Genomic DNA, 23,296 nt, shown 5'->3' on the forward strand with positions numbered 1-23,296 from the left:
GATGAGCCGGTGATGAGCCGCCGATGAGAGGACTCTCAGACGAATCTCCCCTGGTCACAGCGTGTTACTGGGGCGGAGAGCCGCCTGTGGGCCATACCCGGGCGGTCCGGCGACGAGTCCGCGGGGCGGCGGGGCGGGCTCGGGACCTCTCAGCGGAGGATTGGTAGGTTCCCTCTGTGATCATCTCCGGCGCCGCCACCGTCCCGGAACCGGGTGGCCGTCGCGACCAGGCAGGTCCGCCCGGCATGGAGGAATTGAGGGTCGCCCTGCGACCCCCGGAACTGCCCCTGCCCTTCCCGCGCAGCGTGCTCGAAGCCGCGCACCGGGTGGGTGATCTCGTGCACGCCGAGCGCTACCGGGACGCCCGCGCGCTCGCCGAGGAGTTCCGCACCGCGCCGGCGGAGCCCGGGGACCGGCTGGCGCTGCTGCGCGCTGCCCTCCGCGGCGCCGTGCTGATGGGCGATGCGGATGCGGTGGATCGCGACGCGGCGGACATGGTCTCCGTGCTGCATCGCTCGGGCTTCGCCGAGCAGGCGCAGGCGACCGTGGCCGTGCTGCTGGAGCGCGGCCCGGTGCGCAGCCGCTCCGCCGCGGCCACCAAGGCCGCCGTGGACGGGGCCGGCTCCGCCGCGAGGGGCCGGCGGCGCGGGCAGCGAGCCGAGCCGCCCCCGGAGCTGCTGGCCGTGGTCCGTGGCCTCGAGCAGACCTCTCTTCCCGGGGCCGACGAGGCCCGCGGCGCGGCCGATCCGCGGCGCGCGGTCACCCGGCTCCGGGCGGCGCTGAAGGCCCTGCCCGCCGTCCGCGAGAAGGTCATGGGCGATCCCGACAAGGAGCTGCGCCTGCGCATGGCCCAGGCCCTCGAAGCCGTCGGTGATCCCGCCGGCGCCACCACCCACGCACTCGACGTGCTCGAGGTGCTCGACCAGGAGGCCGCCGAGGCCGGAGGGCCCCTCCCCGACCCCGCGCGCATCGCCACCTCCGCCCACGCCGTGCTGGCCCGCACCCTGGGCATCGAGCACCCTCTGCACGCGGCCCGTCACGCCCTGGACGCCCTGGAGACCCTCCACGACGTCGAGGATCCGCCCTTGCGGATCGGCTTGATCACCGACCTGCTGCGGGCCCTGATGGCCGCCGGCGCCACCGCCCAGGCCTCCTTCACCGCCGGCCGTCTCGCCTCCCTCCAGCGCTCCCTGCAGCGGGACGCCCTGCGCACCGGCCCGCTGCTCGCCGTCGCGGCCCAGCGCATCGCGGCCGAGCGATACGAGGCCGCGTGGGTGCCCCTCGAGCAGGCCCGGCGCATCGCCGACCAGCAGCGCGATCACCGCCGCGCGCTGGAGGCCTCCCGGCTGGCTGCGAGCATCCACGAGCGCACCGGCGACCACGCCGCAGCCCTCCAGGAGCTGCGCCGCGTGGCCTCCGAGGCGCGCTGGCTGGCCGACGACCTCGCGACCCCGCGTGCCGAGCGCGCGAGGATGATCAGGACCGAGCTCGAGGCGCACGCGCTCGTGCTGCGGCGTGCTCTGGATCTGGGACGGACCGCTGTGGCCGACGAGGTGGCCGGGGCGATCGAGCGCCGTGCCCGCCCCGAGGGTGGCCGGCCCCTGCTGCCCCCCGAGCTGCTGTGGGACCACCGGGTCGACGCCCGGGTGGGCCGCTTCATCGCGGTCGGCACCGCCCTGGCCCGCGAGGAGGCCGCCCGTGCCGCTGACACTGGAGATGCCGCCGGTGCCGCGCCCGTCCCCGGAGCTGCGGATTCCGCCCGGGCCGCCGACGCCCCCGGCGCTGCCGATGCGGCCGAGTACGAACGTCGCCGTCGCGAGGCGATGCAGGTCATCGACGAGATGCCCGCCGGTCACGACGCCCGTGCCCGGTACTGGGCGGCCTATGTCGATGACCGGCACGCCGAGATGCTCGCCGATCGCGGCATCCACGACCGGGCCCGGCGGGCGGCGAAACGAGCCCGCGACGGCTGGGCCCACCTGGAGATGGCCGACGACGTCGCCCGCGTCGACGCCCTGCTCGAGCGCCTCGGCGACGCCTGACCGCGACGGTGCCCGGCACCTGGGTCCGGCGTCCCCGGCGCCAGCGCAGGGCCGTTGGCAAACCAGCGCCGGCGCCGGGCTGTTGGCAAGCCAGCGCCGGCGCGGAGCTGTTGGCAAAAAGGTGTTGCTGAGCGGCTCCAGACCCCTGTGAGAGGAGGGCACGGTCCGCTCAGCTACATGTTCGTGCCACGCGCCAGGTAGGGGACTGCTGCGGGTGGCCAGGCAGGTGCGGCACTGCTGCGGGTGGCGCGTCGGGCAGGGTTCTGCTGCGGGCGGCCCCAAGGGTCCTGCATCGCTGCGGGTGGCGCAACAGGCGGATCCGGCACTGCTGCCGACCCGCCCTCTGACGTACCGTGGAGGTATCGGCCGGAAGGGGCGCGGGGCGATGAGCGTAGACATCGACGAGCACACGCATGGCCCGGACGAGCACATCCGCGTACGGCACAACGCTGCCTCCCGCCGCTACGAGGCGGTCCGGAACGGCGCGACCGTCGGCATCCTCCTGTATGAGCGAACCCGCCGGCGGATCGAGCTCGTCCACACCGTCACCGATCCCGAGCATCGCGGGGAGGGAGTCGCGTCGGTGCTGGTGCGCACCGTCCTGGCGGAGGCGCGATCCGAATCGCTGGCGGTGGTCGTGATCTGCCCGTTCATCGAGAGCTGGCTGCAGCGCCACCCGGAGCAGGCCGGCGGCGTCGTGCACGAGTGACCCGCGCGAGGTCGGCGATGCGCGGGCCGGAGCGCGCGGAGATGACCGTCAGGTCGGGCCTCGCGGCCGGCCCTCGACCGAGTCCGCGCTGCGGCGTAGCGTCGGGCGCATGAATGGAATCGACATCCTTCGTGACGCAGCGTCCCGCCCCCTCGACGCCGCCGAGGCTCTGCGCGACAAGCTCGACGCCGAGACGCTCAATGCCCATGTGGGCGGACACCCGAACTCCGTCGCCTGGCTGCTCTGGCACGCGGGCCGCGAGATCGATGCGCAGCTCGCGGATCTGGCCGACCACCAGGAGCTGTGGGTCTCCGAGGACTTCGCAGAGCTCACCGGCTTCGGGGAGGAAGGGTCTCGGGTCGGCTACGGGGACTCGGCCGAGCAGGCCCGCGCCGTGACCGCCGAGGAGCCCGGCCCGCTGCTGGAATACCTCTCCGCCGTGACGGAGGCGCTGCTGGCCTACCTCGACACCCTCGACGAGGACGCGCTGGGCGAGGTCATCGACGACAGCTGGGACCCGCCGGTCACGCGTGGCGCGAGGCTGGTGAGCATCGTCGATGACGCCGCCCAGCACGTCGGCCAGGCGGCGTACGTCGTCGGGGTCCCCGAGAAGGCCTGATCTCGAGACTCTCCGGTGGCGGCACGGGCCGTGGCCGGAGTCCGGGTCGCCTCAGTCCGGCCGCACGGCGCTCAGGCAGAACGGGTGTCCGACGGGATCGAGCATCACCCGCCAGGCCGAGGGCTCCGGCTGCGCATCGGCCTCGCGGGCGCCGATCTCCGTGGCGGCGGTGACCGCGGCCTCGAGATCCTCCGCGGCCAGGTCCAGGTGCATCTGTGCCCGCTGCGGACCCTCCGGCCACTGCGGGGCCGTGAACTCGTCGGCCGTCATCAGCGTGAGCATCGGGCCCGCCCCCGCCAGGGAGACGACCTCGCGGCCCGGGGTCGCGAAGGCCTCCTCGAGCCCCAGCAGCGCGCAGTAGAACGGGGCCAGGTCGTCGGGCCGGGGACAGTCGATCGAGATGGACGCGAGCGGAGCGATGGCATCAGGCATGGCATCACCGTAGGCGCCGGGCCCGACGGACCAGCCGGCCAACAGGCTGACGGCCGGACGCGGCCTGCCCCGTTCCTCCACACCGCATGTGAATCCACACCCCGATCGATGTCACGTCGCCCGGCGTCCGCCGGTGTTCCTACACTGGCTCGGTGACATCCACTGAGGCTTATGAAGCAGGACCGGACCGCGGCCTGGAGCGCACCCCGCCCCAGGACCTCGCTGCCGAGCGCGGCGTTCTCGGCGGGATGATGCTGTCCAAGGACGCGATCGCCGACGTCGTGGAGACCGTCCGCGGCAGTGACTTCTACCGCCCTGCGCACGAGATGATCTTCGAGGCGATCATCGACCTGTACGGCCGCGGCGAGCCCGCCGACCTGGTCACCGTCTCCGACGAGCTCTCCAAGCGCGGCGAGCTGCAGCGCGTGGGCGGCGGCGCCTATCTCGCCGACCTCATCGACATGGTCCCCACCGCCGCCAACGCGGGCTTCTATGCCGAGATCGTCGTCGAGCGCGGCACCCTGCGCCGCCTGGTGGAGGCCGGCACCCGCATCGTCCAGCTCGGCTACGCGGCCGACGGCGGCGAGGTCGACGAGGTCATCAACGAGGCTCAGGCCCAGGTCTACGCGGTCACCGAGCGCGGTCAGAGCGAGGACTTCGTGCCGCTGGGCGAGGTGATCGACGAGACCCTGAACACGATCGAGGCCACCCAGAACCGCGGTGGTCAGGTCACCGGTATCCCCACCGGGTTCGCGGAGTTCGACGAGCTCACCCAGGGCCTGCACGGCGGGCAGATGATCATCTTCGCCGGCCGTCCCGCGATGGGTAAGACGACGCTGGGCATGGACGTGCTGCGCTCCGCCTCCATCCACAATGGCAAGGCCTCGGTGATCTTCTCGCTGGAGATGGACAAGACCGAGATCACGATGCGCCTGCTCTCGGCCGAGTCGCAGGTTCCGATGAATCGCATGCGCGACGGCTCGATGGACGACCGCGACTGGCAGGCCATGGCCCGCGCCATGAGCCGCATCGCCGACGCCCCGCTGTTCATGGACGACAGCGCGAACATGTCCCTGATGGAGATCCGTGCGAAGTGCCGCCGGCTCAAGCAGAAGCACGACCTGGGTCTGGTGGTCATCGACTACCTGCAGCTGATGAGCTCGGGCAAGAAGGTCGAGTCCCGTCAGCAGGAGGTCTCGGAGTTCTCCCGTGCCCTGAAGCTGCTGGCCAAGGAGATCGAGGTGCCCGTGATCGCGATCTCGCAGCTGAATCGTGGCAGCGAGCAGCGCCAGGACAAGACCCCGATGATGAGCGATCTGCGCGAATCCGGCTCGATCGAGCAGGACGCGGACCTCATCGTGCTGATCCACCGTGAGGACTACTACGAGAAGGAGTCCGCCCGCGCCGGCGAGGCCGACCTCATCCTCGCCAAGCACCGTAACGGTGCCACCAAGACGATCCCGGTCGCCTTCGAAGGCCACTACTCGCGGTTCAAGGACATGGCCGGCACCGGCGGCTTCAGCGGCTGAGGTGCCGCGCCGGGTTCAGGCGCCCCGGTCCCCGGAAACGTCTCTGCGCTGACACAGAACCGTGGAACGGGCACGCGTGCCGCGGATTCTCAGCAGCGACCCCGATTCGAGGCGCGCTGACGGCGGTCGTGGGGATGCGGTGGCCGTATGGGCGCCGTCACCGCCGCGGTCGGAGTGCACGAAGTCCCGCGGGCTTCCTTGGCCGCGGTGCCGGTCGCTGCGCCCGGATACGCCGACGAGTTCGCTCTCGAGCTGGACGTCCCGCCGCGCGCGAGCGCCGAGTCCTGGGCACGGGCGATGTTCGGGGACATCCCCGATACCGGGGAGCGAGTCATCTTCCGGGGCCTCCTGCGTCTGCGGCTGGAACCGGGGCCGTCGCCGGATGTAGTCGCCGGGTTCGTCGTCGCCGAGCGGAATCACGAGACGATCCGTCTCGAGGCGCATTCGCCCTTCCTCACCTGCCATCTCCTGGTGCGGACCCACGCCCTGCACGTCACGCTCACCACGGTGATGGACTACACCGGCCGCGCCGGGCCTGTGGTGTGGAGCCCCCTGTCCATGGCACACCGCCGTCTCGCGCCCGGGCTGCTCCGCGACGCGCAGGAGAAGCTGTCGTCTCCGTAGCGGTCGCGGGCCGACCAGATCCCAGGTTCCTATTGTGGTGGCCATCACAGGTGCTACGGTCAGCCTGAGTCCGGTGCTGCTCGCACCGGCCTGGCATCACCGCAGAACGAAGGAGTTGTGCCTGTGACCTCCTCTCCCCAGGGGACTCCCGGCCCTGTGCCGGATCCCGACGAGCCCCTCACCCCCACTGCCGAGCAGTTCCTCGCCGTCCAGGAGTCCGAGGAGTTCGGGCAGCTGCGCCGCAGCTTCCGCGGCTTCGCCATCCCGATGACGATCGCCTTCCTCGTCTGGTACCTGAGCTACGTGCTGCTGTCGACCTACGCCACGGGATTCATGTCGATCCAGGTGGTCGGATACCTGAACCTCGGCACGATCTTCGGGTTCAGCCAGTTCCTGATGACCTTCCTCATCACGTGGGCGTACATCCGCCACGCCAACAAGTCGCTGGATCCGATCTCCAGCAGGATCCGTGGCGAGCTGGAGGGCACCGAATGAACGACATGGGCAATCCGATCCTGAACATCTCGATCTTCCTCGCCTTCGTCATCATCACCCTGGTCGTGGTGGTGCGGGTCTCGAAGACGACCACATCGGCCGGGGACTTCTACCACGGCGGCCGCGCCTTCTCCGGACGCCAGAACGGCATCGCCATCGCCGGTGACTACCTCTCGGCCGCCTCGTTCCTCGGCATCGTCGGGGCCGTCGCCCTCTACGGGTACGACGGTCTGCTGTACTCGGTCGGCTTCCTCGTCGCCTGGTTGGTGGCGCTGCTGCTGGTGGCGGAGCCGCTGCGCAACACCGGCAAGTACACGATGGCCGACGTGCTGAGCTTCCGGATGCAGAAACGGCCGGTGCGCACCGCCGCCGCCACCTCCACCCTGGCGATCACGTTCTTCTACCTGCTCGCGCAGATGGCCGGCGCCGGGGCCCTGGTGTCCCTGCTGATCGGCATCGAGGGCCGCGTGGGTCAGTCGATGGTGATCGCCGTCGTCGGCGTCGTGATGATCGCCTACGTGCTGATCGGGGGCATGAAGGGCACCACCTGGGTGCAGATCATCAAGGCCGTCCTGCTGATCACCGCCGTCGGCGTCACCACCGTGTGGATCCTGGCGCTGAACGGCTTCAACCTCTCCGCCCTGCTCGGACAGGCCGTCCAGAACCACCCGGAGGGGCAGGCGATCCTCGATCCGATGCTGCAGTACGGCACCTCCGGCGCCACCAAGCTGGGCTTCGTCTCCCTCGCGATCGCGCTCGTGTTCGGTGCCGCCGGACTGCCCCACGTGCTGATGCGCTTCTACACGGTGCCCACCGCGAAGGAGGCCAGGCGCTCGGTGGTCTGGGCGATCGCCCTGATCGGCTTCTTCTACCTGTGCACCCTGGTGCTCGGGTTCGGGGCCGCCTACATGGTGGGCGTGGACACGATCGACGCGCTGCCGGGCGGCTCGAACTCCGCGGCCCCGGCGCTCGCCTACGCCGTCGGCGGGACCGCCCTGATGGGCATCATCTCCGCGGTGGCCTTCGCGACCATCCTCGCGGTGGTGGCGGGCCTGACGATCACCGCCTCCGCGTCGTTCGCGCACGACATCTACAACGGCGTGATCAAGCGCGGCCAGGCCGACCCCCAGAAGGAGGTCACCGTCGCCCGGCGCACGGCGCTCGTGATCGGCGGCGTCTCGATCGTCGGCGGCATCCTCGCGGCCGAGCAGAACGTGGCATTCCTGGTCTCGCTCGCCTTCGCCGTGGCGGCCAGCGCCAACCTGCCCTCGATCCTCTACACCCTGTACTGGAAGCGGTTCAACACGCGCGGTTCGGTGTGGAGCATCTACGGCGGCCTGTTCAGCGCGCTGTTCCTCATCACGTTCTCCCCGGTGGTCTCCGGATCAGAGACGGCGATGATCCCCGGCCTGGACTTCGCGTGGTTCCCGCTGTCCAACCCGGCGATCATCACGGTGCCGCTGGGCTTCTTCCTCGGCTGGCTCGGGTCGGTGACCTCCTCGGAGCGCAACGACCTCAAGCACGCCGAGATGGAGGTGCGCTCCATGACGGGCGCCGGCTCGGAGAAGGCCACCGTCACGCACTGACCCTGGCGGACTCAGGCCAGCCGCAGCCCATAGCTCGCCCCCACCGCCCGGTCGTGCAGCTCGATCACCTGCTGTTCCCGCGCGGTCGGGGCAGGGCCTGCGGTCTCCAGCAGCCGGCACACGGCCGAGTCGCGGGAGGCGGCGTCGTAGCGCTCGACCCAGCGCCGATACTCCTGGTCCCGCGGTGACCGGGCCGACAGCGACTCCAGGCGGTCCACCGTGATCCGCCACGGCTTCGGCGTCAGCCGTGCCCGGTACGAGTCGTGGACACGGCACAGGAGAACGTACAGCCGGTCGCTGCCGAGCTCACTCATCAGCTGCCGGGCCCGCTCGCTGCCGGGCTCGGCGCCGCTGCCGGTGACCAGCAGGCGGAAGCCGTTGCGGGTGCGGTAGGTACGCATCCCCAGTTCGGGATGGCGGACGCTGAAGTCGGCGATCACCTGCAGGATCCGAGCATGCTCCTCACCGCGGGCCCCGGGGTCCGGGAGGCCGTACGCGTCGGGATCCTCCTCGGCGCCGGCCCCATCTCGGCCGCCACCGAACAGACGCGAGAGGAGGCCGCCCCGGCCGCGCCGGCGGGAGGACATCTCAGAGCCCGTCGTCAGATCGACGTCGCTGATCAGCACGGCGTCCGTGTTCAGCACCGCGGCCCCGTACCGGTTGCGGGTGATGGCGGCGATCAGCTCGCCGTCGGGGGAGCGGACCTCCTCGAGCAGCTCCTCGGGCAGGCGGCGATCGGGGTAGTACTCCAGATCGCCGCGAAGCGCCCCCGGCCCACCGGCGGCCACGAGCCGCTGGAGCCTGGCGCGGGCATCGCGCTGGGCGTCCTCCTGCGAGAGGTCGGAGGAGCCTCGGATCGTGAGGGCGAACTCCCCGCGGCCGGGGAAGGTGACGACCTCGTCGGCGGTGGCCCAGTAGCGCGGGATCGGCTGCATGGAAGGACTCGGGGCTCGGGGCTCAGCGGGTCGCGATGATTCGCGAAGTGGCCTTGACCAGGTCATCGACCAGGGCACCGGCCTTCTTCGCGGCGGACTCGGAGGGAGCGAACGTGCCGTCCTCGCCGAAGTCCGTGAAGACCGAGAGGGCCAGCTGCGTGCGCACGTCGATCATGTGGAAGTTGGAGATGATCGTGCGCCACTGCTCGACCGCGCGGATGCCTTTGTCCGCGCCGTAGGACACGAACGCGACGGGTTTCTCGCTCCACTCGGTGCCGAGCGAATCGAAGGCGTTCTTGAAGGCGCCCGGGACCCCGTGGTTGTACTCGGGAGTGACGAAGACGAAGCCGTCGCAGTCGTCGATCGCGGCGGACCAGCGCTGGACCCGCTCGTCCTCGTACTGCTTCCTGGCGGCGCCCGGCACCGTGGCCGACGTGAGGATGGGCAGGTCGAACTCCTTGAGATCGATGACCTCGAAGGCTGCTTCGCTCGCGCGGTCGCGGGCGATCGGGGCGAGCCATTCGGCGACCCGGCCGCCCTTTCGCCCATCGCGCACCGAACCGATGATGATGCCGAGCTTCATGCTGTCTCCTTCGTGGGGCGCTCCTTCGTGGGGTGGCGGCGCCGCGGCGCGTCCACGAAGATCGTGCCATGCCGCCCCGGCGGGCGGCATCGGGTAGAGACTGGAGGGATGGAATTCCTTCACCAGCTGTGGACCCAGGTCGGCATCACCGGCTCCGGACTGCTCGGTGTGCTGATCTCCACCGCCGTGCTGTACGTGCTCTATGCGCTGATCCTGCAGATCGGGGGCCAGCGGCTGACGGCCAACCCCTCGGTGCTGAGCTTCTCGGTGATGGCGCTGCTGGGCGCACTGCTCGCCCGCGCCATGCTGGGGGAGTCGCCGACGCTGGCCGGGGGCCTGGTCGCGGTCGCGACCCTGCTCTTGCTCGAGTTCACCCTGGGGCGGCTGCGCAGCGGGCTGGCGCGCACCTTCGCGCTGCACGGCCCGCAGGCGAGCGTGGTGATGATCCACGGCCACGTGCTGCCGTGGCGGCTGCGGCATCTCGGCGTCCAGGAGGAGCAGCTGCTGACCCTGCTGCGCCGGGCAGGTCTCCACTGCGTCCAGGACGCGGACCTGGTGATTCTCGAGCCTCGCGGGGCCCTGACGATCGTGCGCCGCGGCGAGTCCATCGACCGGCGTCTGGTCCAGGACGTCCGCGGAGCCGACAGCATCCCCCGATCCCTCCTGCATGAGGAGACCGGGGGATGAGCGGGCTGCGGCCGGCGTCTCGGTCAGGCCGGGTTCTCGGTCAGGCCGGGATCGCGGTCAGGCCAGCTTCGCGGTCAGCGTGATGTCGACGCCGGAGAGCGCCTGGGAGACGGGGCAGTTCTTCTTCGCGTCCTCGGCGAGGCGCTGGAAGTCGGCGTCCTCGAGGCCGGGCACCTCGGCGGTGACCGTCAGCTCGATGCCGAGGATGCCGCCCTCGCCGACGTTGAAGGAGACCGCCGCGGAGGTCTCGACCGTGGTGGGCGGGGTCCCGTTCTCGCCGAGGCCGTTGGTCAGCGCCATCGCGAAGCAGGTCGCGTGAGCGGCGCCGATGAGCTCCTCGGGCGAGGTGGTGCCCTGCCCGCTCTCCTCGGCGCGGGCCTTCCAGTTCACCGGGAAGCTGCCCAGCTGCGAGGTCTCGAGGGTGGTGGTGCCGTTGCCGGAGGGCAGGTCCCCCTGCCAGGTGGTGCTCGCCGTGCTGATGATCGTGTTCGGCATGTCTTCTCCTCCATCAGACGTCGCCATCACGTGCGTGAGGGCGTGCATCGCCCACGCTAGCGCCGTCCGCCGGACGCGTCGATGGCCCTGGTGATGGCTCCGGGGCCCGATCCGGACGGCGATGTCGCGGACCACCCGGTCGAGGTTCGCCCGTCGATCTTGACGCTCCCTGCCGCGCGGACGACCGTGGTGTGCACCACAGGGCGAGCAGACGAGGAGGCGATCGGACATGGCCGAATCCGTCGTCGACGAGGAGCTGTGGCAGGAGTTCCACAGCCTGGTGAACATGACCTCCGCGGAGCTGCGCGAGTGGCTCGCCACGGAAGGCGCCGGCGAGAGCACGGAGACGTTCCCCGACCAGGCCGGCCGGCCGCTCTCGCGCGGCGTGCTGGATGTGCTCGGCAAGCGTCGCACCGACCTCACCGGCGAGGACGCGGACATCATGCGACGCACCGTCGAGACCATCCGCACCCAGCGCGGAGAGGATCCCGAACCCACTGCGGGCGACGACGGCTGGCGGCGCGGGCTGATGTCGATCGGCCACGATCCGCTGAAGCCTCTCTGACCCGTCCGACTCCGACCCGTCCGAAGCGCACCTTCCCCCTGCACCACGAACCACCCTCGAGGAGGAGACCCATGGCATCGCAGAGCATCACCACCACCGACCACGGCGAGATCCGCCGGTGGGTCGAGCAGCACGACGGCACCCCGGCCGGGGTCAAGGGCACCGGCGACTCCGGTGACGTCGGCGTGCTGCGCATCGACTTCCCCGGCGGGACCGGTGAGGAGCAGCTGGAGCACGTCAGCTGGGACGACTGGTTCGCGAAGTTCGACCAGCAGAACCTCGCCTTCCTGTATCAGCAGGAGCAGGCCGACGGCGAGGACAGCACCTTCTTCAAGCTGGTTTCGCGATGAGCGCGACCCCGGCGCCGACGGGCGGCTCCGCCGCCTTCGAGCCGCGCCGCGCCATCGTCACCGGATCGGACTCCGGCATCGGCCGGGCCACCGCGGTGGCCCTGGCCGGCCCGGATCGTCAGGTCGGCATCACCTGGCACCAGGACGAGGAGGGCGCCCAGGGCACCGCTCGGGAGGTCGAGGCCGCCGGGGCCCTGGCCCACGTGCGCCGTCTGGACCTCTCCGACCCCGCCGCCGGAGCCGCGGTCGTCGATGACCTGGCGACGACCATGGGCGGGGTGGACACCCTGGTCATGAGCTCCGGCACCGGCACCTCGCAGCTGCTGCTGAACATGGATCTGGAGACCTGGCGCCACGTCGTCGCCGTCGACCTCGACGGGGCGTTCAGCTGCCTCCAGGCCGCCGCCCGCCGCATGGTCGAGGCCGGCAGCGGCGGCCGGATCATCGCCATCACCTCCGTGCACGAGCACGCCCCGCGCGTGGGCGCGGGCCCGTACTGCGCGGCCAAGGGCGGGCTCGGCCTGCTGGTCAAGGTGGCCGCGCTCGAGCTGGCCGAGCACGGCATCACGGTCAATGCGGTCGCCCCCGGGGAGATCGCCACGGAGATGACCGGACAGGAGGACGAGAGCGTGCTCGAGGACAAGCACCGCCCCGGCATCCCCGTCTCCCGCCCGGGCGACGCCCGGGAGATCGCGGCCACCGTGGCCTTCCTCGCCGGACCCGACGCCGGCTATGTCACGGGCCAGTCCTGGGTGGTCGACGGCGGGATGCTCACCATGGGGCCGATGGCCGGCTCCCACCTGCAGGGCGACGACTGGCGCCGCCCCTGAGGCGACCACCGCCCCGTGCGGGCGCGGCCCCGTCCGAGCGCGGCCCGCTCCAGCTCACTGCAGCGAGTCGAACTTCCGGGCCCAGGCGGTGCCGACAGGGTTGGCGTCGGCGACCATGATGCCGAAACGGTCCCCGGCGATCTCGACGACCTCCGTCAGGGCGACGCGGCGCTCCTGCTCGCGCGAATGGTCCAGGCGGCGCACGCCGTCCTCGATGATCTGGCGGAACGAGTCGGTGCGGCCCAGGAACGCCACGAACGGCAGACCGAACCGCTCCTCGTAGCGGGCCGAGAGCTCGCGGACCTCCTCGACGTCCCCGTCGGAGAGGTTCTCCAGGGCGAAGGAGCCGACGTCCTGACTGATGGCGCCGGCCTCCTCCTCGTCGGCCGTGACCAGCGTGGCCATGTCCGGGTAGGCGGCCACCAGGGCGTCCTGCTCTTCGCGGCCGGCCGTCAGCACGGCGTCCTCGAGGGCGGCGCGCAGCGCCGGGGCATCGGCGAAGGGGCGGGACTCCCAGGCCCGCTCCAGCGGCCAGGTCGCGCCGTTGAACAGCGAGGCGAACGTGGCCACGAACGCCTCGCGGTCCATGTCGTTGACGTCGTCGATCCCGATCCGCTCGCCGGCGGCGGTGGTGGCGACGTTCGAGCCGTGCTGGGGCCCGAGGTGGAAGAACAGTAGGTTCAGCATGATCGCGGTGATCGCGCCGACGCTCACGCCGGAGGAGACGAAGGTCTGCGCCCAGGTGGGGAACACGGCGGCCACGTCGGGCTTGAAGCTGACCAGCATCGCCAGGCCCAGGGAGGTGCCGACGATGACCGAGTTGCGGTTGTCGGTGAGGTCGACTTTCGACAGGGTCTGGATGCCGACCAGGGCCACCGAGGCGAACAGCGCCAGCGACGCCCCGCCGAGCACGGGGGCCGGGATCGCCTCGACCACGGCGCCGGCCTTCGGCAGCACGCCCAGGACGATCATGAGCACGCCTGCCCCGGCGACCACCCAGCGGGACTTCACGCGGGTCAGCCGCACCAGGCCGATGTTCTGGGCGAAGCAGGTGTAGGGGAAGGAGTTCAGGATCCCGCCCAGCAGGGTCGAGGCGCCGTCTGCCCGCAGCGCCGCGCTGATGCTGCGCGGGCGGATCCGCTTGCCGACGATCTCCCCGGCGGCGAACACGTCCCCGGTGGTCTCGACCATGGTGATGAGCATGACGATGATCATCGAGAGGATCGCGGTCAGCGAGAAGGTGGGGACGCCGAAGTAGAAGGGCGTGGTGACGCCGAAGGCGGAGGCCTCGGTGACGCCGCTGAAGGAGGTGTCGCCCAGCAGCAGTGCGACCGCGGTGCCGATCACCAGGCCCAGCAGCACCGCGATGGTGCCCAGGAAGCCGCGGAAGAAGCGTTGGACCAGCACGATGATCGCCAGGGTGCCCAGGGCGTAGAGCACGTCGCGGGTGGCGGGGACCCCGTCGGCCTGGTTGGTGATGTCCCCGGCGGAGACGCCGAGCAGGGTGATGCCCATCGTGGTCAGCACGGTGCCGATCACCACCGGCGAAAAGAACCGCAGGATCTTCGCGAAGTACGGCGCGGCCAGGAAGGTGAACAGGCCCGCGACGATGATCGACCCGTAGATCATCGGCAGCCCCTCGGCGCCGCCCTCCCCACCGGTCGCGGTCAGGCCGATCGCGATGATGGGGCTGACCGCCGTGGTCGTCACGCCCTGGATGATCGGCAGGCGCACCCCGATCTTCCAGAAGCCCACCGACTGGATCAGCGTCGCGATGCCGCAGGTGAACAGGTCGGCGTTGATGAGGTGGATGGTCTGCTCGGCCGTCAGGCCCAGCCCGGAGGCGATCAGCAGCGGCACGATCACCGCGCCGGCGTAGAAGGCCAGCACGTGCTGGACGGAGAGCACGGCGAGGCGGCCGGGCGCGGGGACCTGGTCGACGGGATGCCGGCGAGGAGAGGCGGGGGCCGCGGTGGCGGAGGCCGAGCCGAAGCCGGGAGCGGAGGCGGGGTCGGGCGTCATGGAGCTGTCCTTGCGGGTCCTGGGCGAGGGAGCGGCCGACGGGGCGATCGGGCCGCGCACCAGAGTAGGGCCCGCAGCGTGATCTCCGGATCACGTGCTGGCCGCGGCCGGGCCCGAACCTGTAGGACGGTGCGGTGAGCACCACCCCGTCGGATCCCGCCCCCGCCTCCTCGACGACCTCCGCCGGAGCCTCCCCGCAGAGCACCGGATCCCTCTCGCCCGCGCCCGACGGCCCGGCTTCGGCCCGCGCCACGCGCGCGACCGCCGTCGGCGGCCTGCTCGCCGTCCTCGCGGTGAGCCTGGTCGCGCTGAACCTCCGGCCCGGCGCCAGCTCGCTGGGACCCCTGATGGGCGACGTCGAGGCCGCCTACGACCAGGGCGCGACCGCCTCCGGGCTGCTGACCGCGCTGCCCTGCCTCGCCTTCGGCGTCTTCGGAGCCCTCGCCGTGCCCATCTCGCGCGTGCTGGGCCTGACCGGAACGGTCATGGCCTCCTTCGTGCTGGCCACCCTCGGCCTGCTGCTGCGGCCGACGGTCGATGCCTTCGCCCTGTTCCTGATCCTGTCGCTGCTGGCCCTGGTGGGCCCGGCGCTGGGCAACGTGGTGGTGCCCGCGTGGATCAAGCAGCACGGGGCCGCGCGCACGGTGACGCTGCTGACGCTGTACAGCATGATGCTCGCGCTCGGCGGCGCGGCCGGAGCGGGTCTGTCCGTGCCGCTGGCCGGTCCCGGCGCCGAGGGCTGGCGCGAGTCCCTGCAGTTCTGGGGCATGCTCGCCGCGGTGCCCGTGGTGATCTGGGTGCTCGTCCTGGTCCGCACCGGTCACGACTTCCCGCCGCCGTCACCGGCGGGCGAGCTGCGCGGTTCCCTGTTGCGCTCGCCGACGGCCATCGCCCTGACCGTCATGTTCGGCCTGCAGTCCACGAACGTCTACACCCAGTTCGGCTTCCTGCCGCAGGTGCTGACATCGGCCGGGATCTCCCCGATGAGAGCGGGCGTGATCATGGCGGTGGTCCTGGCGTGGGGCGTCGTCGGCGGCCTGGTGATGCCCGTGGTGGTCGACCGCTCCCGGCACCTGCCGTGGATCGCGGCCGGCTTCGGCGCGCTGACCGCGATCGGTTATCTCGGGCTGTGGCTGGCGCCGGCCGTGAGCCCGCTGCTGTGGGCCTGCGTGCTGGGGGTGGGCGGTTTCGCCTTCCCGACGGTGCTGACCCTGATCCCCCTGCGCAGCCGGTCCCCGCTGGTGACCGCGCGGCTGTCCGGCATGGTCCAGCCCTACGGCTACATCCTCGCCGCGATCGGGCCGATCATCGCGGGCGCGCTGCTCGATGCCACCGGCTCGATCCCCGCGCTGCTGGCGATGATGGCTGCCAGCGGCGTGCTGCTGGGCGTGGTCGGCCACCGCGCCGCCCGGCCCCGGATGGTCGACGACGAGATCTCCGCCTGAGAGCTGCCCGAGCGCAGCGGATCAGCGCCGGTCAGAACCTGAGCATCCGCCGTTTTCGTGACAGGATGCCTCCCATGAGCATCGTCCGTGCGCTGCGCATCCTCGCCTCCCAGCGGCCCACCCTGCCCCCGCGCGCCGTCGCGGCCCCTGCCCGGGTCCAGCGGCGCAAGCACCAGGGCGTGCCCGTGACCTGGATCGACGCCGACCGTGCCGCGGCCTCGACCATCGTGCACCTGCACGGCGGCGGCCACCTGTACGGCGAGAGCCCGAACCACTGGGGCTGGCTGGAGGAGGTCGGCCGGCGTGCCGGCGCGGCCACCGCGATGGTGCACTTCCGGTTGCCTCCGCGGTACCCCTTCCCGGCGGCTCTCGACGACGTCCTCGGCGCGATCGACGCGATGGGCCGGGAGTCGCTGCTGCGTCCGGGCCGCTGGGCGCTCTCGGGCGACAGCGCCGGGGGCGGGCTCGCGCTCGCGGCCGCCCACTCGCTGATCCACGCCGGCGCGGATGCCCCGGCTCTGCTGCTGCTGGAATCCCCGTGGGCGGACCTCACTCCCACCGCTCGCCGGCCCGCGGGCACGGAGGGCGCTGAGGACGGACACGACGACGAGCACGCTGCGGACCTGCGCACCGCCGTCCGGCTGTACGCCCGCGGCGTGCCCCCGGAGGACCCGCGCATCAGCCCGCTGCACGGAGAGCTCGGCGCACTGCCGCCGGTCCACCTGGTCACCGGCGCCGAGGACTACCTGGTCGAGGACTCACGGCGTCTGCACGCCGCGATCACCGACGCCGGCGGCACCGCGACCTACCTCGAGATCCCCGGCGCCGGCCACGACCCGGCCATCCACGGCGACGGCCCCGCCGCGCAGACCGGACGCCGCTCGCAGATCGAGGCCGCCCACGCCTGCCTGAGGCACCCCGCCGCCACCTGAGGTACGCGCTAACCTGGTGCCCATGACGCGAGGCGACCACTTGGTAGATGACCATGTGACCTGGGACGGCAGCTCGAGAGCCGTCGCCATGATCCGAGATCTGGTGACGCCGCACAGCTCCGAGGGCACCCTGCGCATCGTCGTCCAGCAGGTGACCGTGCGCGAGCAGGGGCGCGAGAGCGGGATCCACGAGGTCATCGACGCGATCACCGACGTCGGCGGGAATCTGGTCTCGATCCCGCTGAACGCCTCCGTGCGCGAGGACGAGCCCACCTCCGCGCGCCTCGATGCGGCGATCGAGCGGCTGCGCGCCGACATCGCCGCGGATCTCGCCGTCGCCGTCGACAGCCTCGAGGTCGTCCTGGACGGCGACGGCGCCCACCAGGTGCGGGTGGCCTTCGCGGTCGAGGTCTCCGCCGGGGAGCTGACGACGCGCAGCGCCCACCCCGCACTGCACGACGGCACGCACCACATCGTCCACCACGCGCCCGCGCTCGAAGAGCTGCGCGACCGGCTGGCCGGTCCTCCGCCCGGCCCGCTGCGCCGTGCGCTCGAGGCGGTTCGCGGCTGGACGCGTGCCCGGGTGCCCAGGGTGCGCTGAGGCCCGACGACGGCTCGGGCAGGCGCCGCGGAGAACCGGGGTCCGGTCCTCAGGCGGGGCACATGCCGTGCGCTGTCGCGCCCGGAAGCGGGGCTCCGAGTGCTCTCGCGAGGGTCACGCCGAGATCGGCCCAGGACCCGTCCGCGGGAGAGGACGGCAGCCCCGGCCCCGCGGCCAGGGCCGTCACCGGTGCCGACGGGTCGGAGACCGCCCGCGGGCCCGCGTAATAGGGATCATCGCCCTCGACCAGCGGGCGGTGCGTCGCCGAGAGCCCGAACACCGTGCCCGGGGTGCCCTCGAGCACGGCGATGACGTCGGTCTCCGTGGTGGCCCCCACCCCGTCGTCGACCTCTCTCAGCTGCAGCCGGGTGTGCTCGCTGATCTCGCGGAGGGCGCCGATCGCGGCGTCCCGCACCACGGGGCCCTCCTCGCGGCGCACGTGCAGCACGCCCCGCGGGCCGTCGGGCCACACCAGGGCACGGAAACCCGCCAGCTGCGTGCCCTCGGTCTCGGCCAGCCCCTGAGCGGCCAGGACCGCGTTGGGATGGACCAGCAGTGCCGTCGGCACCAGCGGACGACCCGGGACCAGCACCATGCGGTCGTCCTCATCGGGCGCGAAGGCGTCCACGATCCGGGCGATGGCATCGACGGTGTCCACCAGCGCACGAGCAGTCGCCGGCGTCTCCAGTCCCGAGGAGCGGCGCTCGATCCCCAGCCCGGTCAGGCGCGCGGCCAGCAGATCGAGACGGCCGCCGTGGCAGCACTCGGCGGCGATCTCGGCGACCAGCTCGTCCGGGGGCACCTGGGAGAGCTGCACACCGGCCTCGCGGCGTGCCCGGAGATGCTCGGCGACCATCCGCGGGGAGCTGGTCTGCTCGGTCATCTCCCACCGGTTGCGGAAACGGCCCAGGTCCTCGACCAGCGGCAGGCAGAGGTCGAGGGAGGCGCCGGCGGTCGCGGGCCACTGCAGGGCGGCCGTGACGAGACCGAGCTCCTGCGCGGTCTCCAGCAGCGTGGGAGCGGTGACCGCCTCGGCGTACCAGGTGGAGCGGCGATCGGGGCGGTCCGGTCGGAAGGGCGCCTGCGTGGCCACCCCGGTGTGGGCGACCGACGCCCCGGTCACCAGGCTCGTCAGTGCGGGCGCAGGTTCCGAGGGGCCGCCCGGGCGGATCCGCAGCGGCGTCGCAGCGGCGATCGGTCCCGTCCCGTCGGTGAGGGCGCCGATGTCGTGCTCGTCGAGGCCGTCCACGGCGAGGACGAGGGTGCGGCCGGCGGGCATGGGCCTCCTCCCCTCCGTGCGGTCGGTGCGCTGCTGGGTCGACGTGGCGTGAGTCGGACAGCGGCGCGGGTGATGCGCTGGATCGATGTTCGCGCAACCGTACGGCCGGCGCCTTTCCGGGGCGCAAGGCGGGGGTGAGCGTGCGGCCACGTCCAGGTGAACAGCGTGTGCGGACGCTGCCGCGCGTGCTTCGGCGCCCGGCCCCTCACTCGCAGACGACGTTGGTGGAGCTGCGGCCCTCGAAGAGCGCGGAGTGGTCGTCCAGCAGAGCGTCCCGAGGGATGCGCGGGGAGGCGATGACATTGTCCATCGTGGCCTTCTGGGCCGCCTGATGCTCCTCGCTGTCGGCGAGCGCCGGGACCGGCAGGCCGCCCTCGTCCGTGGTGGCGCAGCCGTCCAGGCCGTGCACCGTCACGCGGAGCGTCGCCTCGCTCGCCGAGCCGTCCGACTCGATGGTCGCGACGATCCCGAGCCGGTAGGCGATCACGCCGACGGCATGGCTGTCGGTGTCCAGGACGGTCCAGGCCACGGTGCTGCCGAGCATCAGCACGGGCAGGTCCTCCCGTTCCCCGCGGAACCAGTCGGCGGCGATCGCCGGCCGGCCGACGGTGCGGTACCGCTCAGCGGGCGAGAACGCGTAGAAGTGGCGCCCGCCGTCGTTCCACGCCGTCTCCAGATCCTCGACCCAGTACTCGGGCGTGGCGGTGATGATGTGCTCCAGTGCGGCGTCGTCGTCCAGTCCGCGCAGCGCGGAGGGGGAGAGGTACGCCTCCCGGACGAAGTCGACCAGAGCTGCTCGGGCTGGATCGAGCGCGGCGTCGTCGGTGCCGAGCTCGTCCCACTGCGACGGTGCCGGGTCAGGCGTGTGGACCGGCAGGGCCAGGACCTCCTCCGCGGTGCGGGCGTCCCAGTTCTCGGGGTCGAGCTCGGCCAGCGGGTCCCGGGCGATGTCGCTCGAGGTGGGTACCGGGGAGGGGCCGCTGCACGCGGTGGCCTGGGTCGCCAGCGCCGCCCCGGGAATGGCGAGCAGACGGGTGAGGTCGCGGCGCCGCACGGGCTCCTGTGGGAAGGTCACCTGAGCTCGGGTTCGGAGGTGTCCGCGCGACCGGAGTCCGCATCGAGCCGGCGGTGGATGGTGCGCGCCTGCTCCCGGTCGCGGCGGGTGGCCTTGTCGACGAGTCCGCTGGTGTCATGATCGGGTTCGTCGGGCTGCAGAACCGTCCACACGACGAAACCGATGGTCAGCAGCACGGTGATGGCCAGCAGGATTCCGATCAGGGGCCAGGAGAAGGCGACCGGGTCCCAGATCGGGTCATCCTCGAGCGGTGCTGCCAGGCCCACGTCATTCCCCTCCGGTCGCTGAAGGTGGCCAGCATAACGTCCGCATTCGGGCGGCCGTTATGCTGAGCGGGTTATGGCTGATGTGATTGTCGGGCGCTTCGCGCTGATCGACCTGATCGCCAAGGGCGGTTCGGGGTCCGTCTGGCGCGCCTGGGATTCGAAGACCCAGGAGCTGTGCGCGGCCAAGGTGCTGCGCCAGCGCGACTCGGCCGACCTCATGCGCTTCGTGCGCGAGAAGGGCGTCACCTTCGACCACCCCCATCTGCTGACCCCGTACGGCTGGGGCGCCGAGGACGAGCATGTGGTCATCGCGATGCCGCTGGTCTCGGGCGGCACCCTCGAGTCGGTGGTCAAGAAGAAGGGCAAGCTCGCCGAGCCCGCCGTGGCGGTCATCCTGGACCAGCTGCTGGACGGCCTCTCCCATGTGCACGCCGAGGGCTGGATCCACCGCGACGTGAAGCCCGCCAACATCATGTTCGAGCCGCGCGGTCGCGCCTTCCCCGTCTCGCGTCTGGCGGACTTCGGGATCGCCGTGCACGAGAGCGACGTGCGCTTCACCCACGTGGGCATGGTCAACGGCACCCCCGGCTATATGGCCCCGGAGCTGTTCTCGATGGCCGAGCCCGCACCGTCGCACGATCTGTACGCCGCCGGCGTGGTCGCTCTCGTCGCGCTGAACGGCCCGATCAAGCTGCACGACGGCGCCTTCCGGCCCGACGAGCTCTCCCAGTACCTGCGCGGCGTCACCCCGAAGCTGTCCGCCGTGATCCGCAGACTGGTCGCCGCGCAGCCGGAGGAGCGCTATACCAGCGCCGACGCCGTGCGCCGCGACCTCCCGCGCGTGCCCCGCGGCTATCCGCTCACCCACGCCGACGGCACCCCGCTCGAGTTCCAGGACACCCTGGAACCCCTGCCCGAGAACGCGCCCGGTGCCGCCCGGCCCGAGCGGCCCGCCCCGCAGGTCGCGACCTCCTCCATGGAGGCGATCCGCGCCGGCCGGGTCCAGCAGGGCTTCTCCTCCGGCTCGGCGTCCCCGCAGACCGGACCGCGGGGAGCGGGCGCTCACGGCACCCCGCCCCAGTCGCAGCGCGGACCGCAGCCGCAGCGCGGAGCCCAGCAGCACACGCCGCCCGGACACGGGCCGCAGGGGGCACCGCAGAGCACTCGCCAGGGCACCGTCTCCTCCCCGGCGCGCACGGCCACCGGGACCACCACGGCCACGGGCACGGCCACCGGGCCCGGCGGCACCAACCGCAGCACCCTGCTCGCGGTCGGCCTCGGCGTCGCCGCGGCGGTGATCCTCGGGGTCATCGTGGCGGTCACGCTGGTGGTGGTCTTCCGTCCCGACGGTGGTGCCGCCGGTGGTGCCGCCGCCCCGGTCAGCGACATCGACTCCGCCTTCGCCGAGGTCGAACCCGGCCAGGAGTGCCTCGCCGAGGACGAAGGCGTCATCGCCATGACGGCCGACGGCGCCTACCTCTCCTGCACGCAGGCCGACGACGGCGACGGGTACGTCTTCACCTGAGGCGCGACCCGCCGGCCGCTCTCAGCCGGCGGCGACCGTGGTGACGTCGAGCGACTGCACGAGGGCCTCGCGTCGCGGATCGGTCAGCAGATCGATCCGCACCGAGGGCGCACCGTCGTAGGCGCCGCGCAGGGTCCAGCGCAGCTGGGCACGGCTGAGCACCGTGGCGTTGTCCGGTCGCAGCAGCTCCAGGGCGCTGTGGTCCAGGCCGGCTGCGGCCAGGGCCGCCTCCAGGCGCCGGCGGCGCTCGGCGCGGGTGCTGTCGAGGTCCATGTTCCCGGCGAACCAGATATCCGCCGTATGCTCCGTCTCCGCCGTTTCCGCGGTGCCTGCCGTGTCCGCGGCAGCGGGGTCGCCGGTGCGCAGCCAGTCCACCGCGGCGGCGGCCGCCCGGAGGGTCTGGCGCGAGGCGGTCTTCCGCGGCGGGGCGAGCAGCTCCGGGACCTCGCGCTGCAGCAGGCGCAGGGCCTGCATCGACAACGGCGTGGCCGGGGCGTACTTGCTGTTGGCCAGCGCCACGACGCCGACGCCGGAGGCGCGGTGCCACACCATGAACGAGCCGTAGCCGGGGTAGCCGCCGGAGTGGGAGATGACCTCGCCGAGGTCGGGGAACTGCTCGACGACGAGGCCGAGCCCGTAGCCGCGCACCCGGTCGAAACCGGGGGAGCGTCCATCCTCCCCGGCGGGCAGGGGCGCCAGCGGCTGGTGGCGCTGGAGCTGCTGCATCTCGCGGCGGGAGGCGGGCGAGAGCGGGGGTGCGGCCGGCTCCCCGGCCGGGGTGGCCTCGCCCGGGGCGTCGGCCGCGGCCAGGAAGCGCACCCAGGTCGCCACGTCGTCGACCGTGGAGAACAGGCCGGCCATCGCGCCGTACACGCCGGGGGAGTCCAGCGGCACGGGCTCGAAGCGGGTGGCGTCGCTGCGGTCGCCGACCCGGTGCCCGGTGGCCAGGCGTCCCGTGTCGATCGAGGCGGCCTCGAAGGCGGTTTTGGCGAGGCCCAGGGGGTCGAGGAAGCGGCGGCGGATCTCGGTGGTGTAGTCCGAGCCGGTGACCTCGTCGATCACGCGGCCCAGCAGTGCGTACCCGGTGTTGGAGTATTCGAACCCGGTGCCGGGGCGGTGGACGTGACCGAGGCCGGCCCGCAGGATCTCTGCGAACTCCTCGCGGGTCAGGGCCTCCTGGCGGTCGCCCCACGGATTGTCGGTGACCAGGCCCGCGCTCATCGTCAGCAGGTGGCCCACGGTGACCTCGGGGTCGTCGGGACCGGTCTCGAAGGCCCCGTCGGCCTCGGGGACGTACTGGGCGACGGGATCGTCCAGGCGCAGTCGTCCCTCGTCCCGCAGCGCGAGCACGGTCGCGGCGGTGAACGACTTGGTCATCGACGCGATCCGGGAGATGGTGCCGCGGTCCATGGGCGCGGAGCCGGGCGCGGGGTGGCCCTCGGCGAGCTCCCGGTGCCCGGCCGCGCCGTGAGCCAGCACGGCCCGGCTGTGGCCGTGCCCGCCGATGAGCGCCCAGGTGACCCCGGCGGTGCGGTGCCGGGCGACGGCCTCGTCGAACAGGGCGGCGATCTCTGCGCTGACGTGCTCCGGGACGATGTCGGCCGCGGAGGCGACGGACGGGGTGGCAGCAGCGGAGGCGGAGGCGGAGGCGGGGAAGGTGGCAGGCATGA

Annotated in this window: 24 protein-coding genes; 15 read left to right on the plus strand and 9 right to left on the minus strand. The window is 72.2% G+C overall.

The window, feature by feature from the left end:
• Positions 1-176 precede the first annotated feature (176 nt).
• The 3 genes from ACFQRJ_RS09345 to ACFQRJ_RS09355 all read left to right on the plus strand — a co-directional run bounded on the left by ACFQRJ_RS09345 (position 177) and on the right by ACFQRJ_RS09355 (position 3,370).
• Entirely contained in the window at positions 177-2,042 is a 1,866-nt protein-coding gene (locus tag ACFQRJ_RS09345; protein WP_377018751.1) for a hypothetical protein, read from the plus strand.
• Between the two features lie 385 nt (positions 2,043-2,427).
• Complete coding sequence (locus tag ACFQRJ_RS09350) at positions 2,428-2,751, plus strand: GNAT family N-acetyltransferase (protein ID WP_377018752.1); 324 nt, start codon at positions 2,428-2,430, stop codon at positions 2,749-2,751.
• 109 nt (positions 2,752-2,860) lie between these two features.
• Positions 2,861-3,370: a DinB family protein gene (locus ACFQRJ_RS09355; RefSeq protein ID WP_377018753.1), complete on the plus strand. Its 510-nt coding sequence runs from the start codon at positions 2,861-2,863 to the stop codon at positions 3,368-3,370.
• A gap of 51 nt (positions 3,371-3,421) precedes the next feature.
• Here the strand turns inward: ACFQRJ_RS09355 and ACFQRJ_RS09360 are convergent, their stop codons facing one another.
• Positions 3,422-3,802 (minus strand): VOC family protein, encoded by a 381-nt coding sequence (locus ACFQRJ_RS09360; RefSeq protein ID WP_377018754.1) that lies wholly within the window; start codon positions 3,800-3,802, stop codon positions 3,422-3,424.
• Between the two features lie 152 nt (positions 3,803-3,954).
• Here ACFQRJ_RS09360 and dnaB point away from each other — a divergent pair, with 152 nt between their 5' ends.
• From dnaB to ACFQRJ_RS09380, 4 genes are all read left to right on the plus strand, one after another.
• Positions 3,955-5,331, plus strand: coding sequence for a replicative DNA helicase (gene dnaB, locus ACFQRJ_RS09365; protein WP_377018755.1), 1,377 nt, complete (start codon positions 3,955-3,957; stop codon positions 5,329-5,331).
• Positions 5,332-5,478: 147 nt separating this feature from the next.
• Positions 5,479-5,955, plus strand: a complete 477-nt coding sequence (locus ACFQRJ_RS09370) for a hypothetical protein (protein WP_377018756.1) — start codon at positions 5,479-5,481, stop codon at positions 5,953-5,955.
• Between the two features lie 123 nt (positions 5,956-6,078).
• The gene (locus tag ACFQRJ_RS09375) at positions 6,079-6,450 is read left to right on the plus strand and encodes a DUF485 domain-containing protein (RefSeq protein ID WP_377018757.1); all 372 of its coding nucleotides are present in this window, start codon (positions 6,079-6,081) and stop codon (positions 6,448-6,450) included.
• The gene (locus tag ACFQRJ_RS09380) at positions 6,447-8,036 is read left to right on the plus strand and encodes a cation acetate symporter (RefSeq protein ID WP_377018758.1); all 1,590 of its coding nucleotides are present in this window, start codon (positions 6,447-6,449) and stop codon (positions 8,034-8,036) included. The genes ACFQRJ_RS09375 and ACFQRJ_RS09380 overlap by 4 nt, the downstream gene beginning before the upstream one ends.
• Positions 8,037-8,047: 11 nt before the next feature.
• Here ACFQRJ_RS09380 and ACFQRJ_RS09385 read toward each other — a convergent pair whose 3' ends face one another.
• Together ACFQRJ_RS09385 and ACFQRJ_RS09390 are read right to left on the minus strand one after the other, a co-directional pair.
• A complete protein-coding gene (locus ACFQRJ_RS09385; RefSeq protein ID WP_377018759.1) occupies positions 8,048-8,971 on the minus strand; it encodes a hypothetical protein in 924 nt (307 codons plus the stop codon).
• 22 nt (positions 8,972-8,993) lie between these two features.
• Entirely contained in the window at positions 8,994-9,554 is a 561-nt protein-coding gene (locus tag ACFQRJ_RS09390; protein ID WP_377018760.1) for an NADPH-dependent FMN reductase, read from the minus strand.
• Positions 9,555-9,662: 108 nt separating this feature from the next.
• Here ACFQRJ_RS09390 and ACFQRJ_RS09395 point away from each other — a divergent pair, with 108 nt between their 5' ends.
• Entirely contained in the window at positions 9,663-10,241 is a 579-nt protein-coding gene (locus ACFQRJ_RS09395) for a YetF domain-containing protein (RefSeq protein ID WP_377018761.1), read from the plus strand.
• A gap of 57 nt (positions 10,242-10,298) precedes the next feature.
• On the opposite strand, the gene ACFQRJ_RS09400 is transcribed toward ACFQRJ_RS09395, so the two are convergent.
• Positions 10,299-10,736 carry an OsmC family peroxiredoxin gene (locus ACFQRJ_RS09400; protein WP_377018763.1) on the minus strand — a complete coding sequence of 146 codons (438 nt, stop codon included), beginning with the start codon at positions 10,734-10,736 and terminating at the stop codon, positions 10,299-10,301.
• A gap of 229 nt (positions 10,737-10,965) precedes the next feature.
• On the opposite strand from ACFQRJ_RS09400, the gene ACFQRJ_RS09405 reads away from it, so the two are divergent.
• The 3 genes from ACFQRJ_RS09405 to ACFQRJ_RS09415 all read left to right on the plus strand — a co-directional run bounded on the left by ACFQRJ_RS09405 (position 10,966) and on the right by ACFQRJ_RS09415 (position 12,481).
• On the plus strand, positions 10,966-11,301 hold the full coding sequence (locus ACFQRJ_RS09405) for a DUF3140 domain-containing protein (RefSeq protein WP_377018764.1): 336 nt from the start codon (positions 10,966-10,968) through the stop codon (positions 11,299-11,301).
• A 71-nt stretch (positions 11,302-11,372) separates the two neighbouring features.
• Positions 11,373-11,651: a hypothetical protein gene (locus tag ACFQRJ_RS09410; protein ID WP_377018765.1), complete on the plus strand. Its 279-nt coding sequence runs from the start codon at positions 11,373-11,375 to the stop codon at positions 11,649-11,651.
• A complete protein-coding gene (locus ACFQRJ_RS09415) occupies positions 11,648-12,481 on the plus strand; it encodes an SDR family oxidoreductase (protein ID WP_377018766.1) in 834 nt (277 codons plus the stop codon). The genes ACFQRJ_RS09410 and ACFQRJ_RS09415 overlap by 4 nt, the downstream gene beginning before the upstream one ends.
• Positions 12,482-12,535: 54 nt before the next feature.
• Here the strand turns inward: ACFQRJ_RS09415 and ACFQRJ_RS09420 are convergent, their stop codons facing one another.
• Positions 12,536-14,503 (minus strand): solute carrier family 23 protein, encoded by a 1,968-nt coding sequence (locus ACFQRJ_RS09420; protein WP_377018767.1) that lies wholly within the window; start codon positions 14,501-14,503, stop codon positions 12,536-12,538.
• Between the two features lie 134 nt (positions 14,504-14,637).
• On the opposite strand from ACFQRJ_RS09420, the gene ACFQRJ_RS09425 reads away from it, so the two are divergent.
• The 3 genes from ACFQRJ_RS09425 (at position 14,638) to ACFQRJ_RS09435 (ending at position 17,481) form a co-directional block, all read left to right on the plus strand.
• Positions 14,638-15,948, plus strand: coding sequence for an MFS transporter (locus tag ACFQRJ_RS09425; protein WP_377018768.1), 1,311 nt, complete (start codon positions 14,638-14,640; stop codon positions 15,946-15,948).
• Positions 15,949-16,022: 74 nt separating this feature from the next.
• The gene (locus ACFQRJ_RS09430) at positions 16,023-16,880 is read left to right on the plus strand and encodes an alpha/beta hydrolase fold domain-containing protein (RefSeq protein WP_377018769.1); all 858 of its coding nucleotides are present in this window, start codon (positions 16,023-16,025) and stop codon (positions 16,878-16,880) included.
• 22 nt (positions 16,881-16,902) lie between these two features.
• The gene (locus ACFQRJ_RS09435) at positions 16,903-17,481 is read left to right on the plus strand and encodes a hypothetical protein (RefSeq protein ID WP_377018770.1); all 579 of its coding nucleotides are present in this window, start codon (positions 16,903-16,905) and stop codon (positions 17,479-17,481) included.
• A 49-nt stretch (positions 17,482-17,530) separates the two neighbouring features.
• Here the strand turns inward: ACFQRJ_RS09435 and ACFQRJ_RS09440 are convergent, their stop codons facing one another.
• From ACFQRJ_RS09440 to ACFQRJ_RS09450, 3 genes are all read right to left on the minus strand, one after another.
• Positions 17,531-18,760 carry an alkaline phosphatase family protein gene (locus tag ACFQRJ_RS09440; RefSeq protein ID WP_377018771.1) on the minus strand — a complete coding sequence of 410 codons (1,230 nt, stop codon included), beginning with the start codon at positions 18,758-18,760 and terminating at the stop codon, positions 17,531-17,533.
• Positions 18,761-18,965: 205 nt separating this feature from the next.
• Positions 18,966-19,835 carry a hypothetical protein gene (locus ACFQRJ_RS09445; protein WP_377018772.1) on the minus strand — a complete coding sequence of 290 codons (870 nt, stop codon included), beginning with the start codon at positions 19,833-19,835 and terminating at the stop codon, positions 18,966-18,968.
• The gene (locus tag ACFQRJ_RS09450; RefSeq protein WP_377018773.1) at positions 19,832-20,101 is read right to left on the minus strand and encodes a hypothetical protein; all 270 of its coding nucleotides are present in this window, start codon (positions 20,099-20,101) and stop codon (positions 19,832-19,834) included. Before ACFQRJ_RS09450 ends, ACFQRJ_RS09445 begins: the two co-directional genes overlap by 4 nt.
• Before the next feature lie 73 nt (positions 20,102-20,174).
• Here ACFQRJ_RS09450 and ACFQRJ_RS09455 point away from each other — a divergent pair, with 73 nt between their 5' ends.
• Positions 20,175-21,626 carry a serine/threonine protein kinase gene (locus tag ACFQRJ_RS09455; RefSeq protein ID WP_377018774.1) on the plus strand — a complete coding sequence of 484 codons (1,452 nt, stop codon included), beginning with the start codon at positions 20,175-20,177 and terminating at the stop codon, positions 21,624-21,626.
• Positions 21,627-21,647: 21 nt separating this feature from the next.
• Here the strand turns inward: ACFQRJ_RS09455 and ACFQRJ_RS09460 are convergent, their stop codons facing one another.
• The gene (locus ACFQRJ_RS09460; RefSeq protein WP_377018775.1) at positions 21,648-23,294 is read right to left on the minus strand and encodes a serine hydrolase domain-containing protein; all 1,647 of its coding nucleotides are present in this window, start codon (positions 23,292-23,294) and stop codon (positions 21,648-21,650) included.
• Positions 23,295-23,296: the final 2 nt, after the last annotated feature.

It is taken from the genome of Brachybacterium sp. GCM10030252 (assembly GCF_042666535.1).
Lineage (GTDB): Bacteria > Actinomycetota > Actinomycetes > Actinomycetales > Dermabacteraceae > Brachybacterium.

Coding starts and splice junctions, on each gene's coding strand:
- ACFQRJ_RS09350 (WP_377018752.1), top strand. CDS start 2,428: ATGAGCGTAGACATCGACGAGCACACGCATGGCCCGGACGAGCACATC.
- ACFQRJ_RS09355 (WP_377018753.1), top strand. CDS start 2,861: ATGAATGGAATCGACATCCTTCGTGACGCAGCGTCCCGCCCCCTCGAC.
- ACFQRJ_RS09360 (WP_377018754.1), bottom strand. CDS start 3,802: ATGCCTGATGCCATCGCTCCGCTCGCGTCCATCTCGATCGACTGTCCC.
- ACFQRJ_RS09370 (WP_377018756.1), top strand. CDS start 5,479: ATGGGCGCCGTCACCGCCGCGGTCGGAGTGCACGAAGTCCCGCGGGCT.
- ACFQRJ_RS09380 (WP_377018758.1), top strand. CDS start 6,447: ATGAACGACATGGGCAATCCGATCCTGAACATCTCGATCTTCCTCGCC.
- ACFQRJ_RS09385 (WP_377018759.1), bottom strand. CDS start 8,971: ATGCAGCCGATCCCGCGCTACTGGGCCACCGCCGACGAGGTCGTCACC.
- ACFQRJ_RS09390 (WP_377018760.1), bottom strand. CDS start 9,554: ATGAAGCTCGGCATCATCATCGGTTCGGTGCGCGATGGGCGAAAGGGC.
- ACFQRJ_RS09395 (WP_377018761.1), top strand. CDS start 9,663: ATGGAATTCCTTCACCAGCTGTGGACCCAGGTCGGCATCACCGGCTCC.
- ACFQRJ_RS09400 (WP_377018763.1), bottom strand. CDS start 10,736: ATGCCGAACACGATCATCAGCACGGCGAGCACCACCTGGCAGGGGGAC.
- ACFQRJ_RS09405 (WP_377018764.1), top strand. CDS start 10,966: ATGGCCGAATCCGTCGTCGACGAGGAGCTGTGGCAGGAGTTCCACAGC.
- ACFQRJ_RS09410 (WP_377018765.1), top strand. CDS start 11,373: ATGGCATCGCAGAGCATCACCACCACCGACCACGGCGAGATCCGCCGG.
- ACFQRJ_RS09415 (WP_377018766.1), top strand. CDS start 11,648: ATGAGCGCGACCCCGGCGCCGACGGGCGGCTCCGCCGCCTTCGAGCCG.
- ACFQRJ_RS09420 (WP_377018767.1), bottom strand. CDS start 14,503: ATGACGCCCGACCCCGCCTCCGCTCCCGGCTTCGGCTCGGCCTCCGCC.
- ACFQRJ_RS09430 (WP_377018769.1), top strand. CDS start 16,023: ATGAGCATCGTCCGTGCGCTGCGCATCCTCGCCTCCCAGCGGCCCACC.
- ACFQRJ_RS09435 (WP_377018770.1), top strand. CDS start 16,903: ATGACGCGAGGCGACCACTTGGTAGATGACCATGTGACCTGGGACGGC.
- ACFQRJ_RS09440 (WP_377018771.1), bottom strand. CDS start 18,760: ATGCCCGCCGGCCGCACCCTCGTCCTCGCCGTGGACGGCCTCGACGAG.
- ACFQRJ_RS09455 (WP_377018774.1), top strand. CDS start 20,175: ATGGCTGATGTGATTGTCGGGCGCTTCGCGCTGATCGACCTGATCGCC.
- ACFQRJ_RS09460 (WP_377018775.1), bottom strand. CDS start 23,294: ATGCCTGCCACCTTCCCCGCCTCCGCCTCCGCCTCCGCTGCTGCCACC.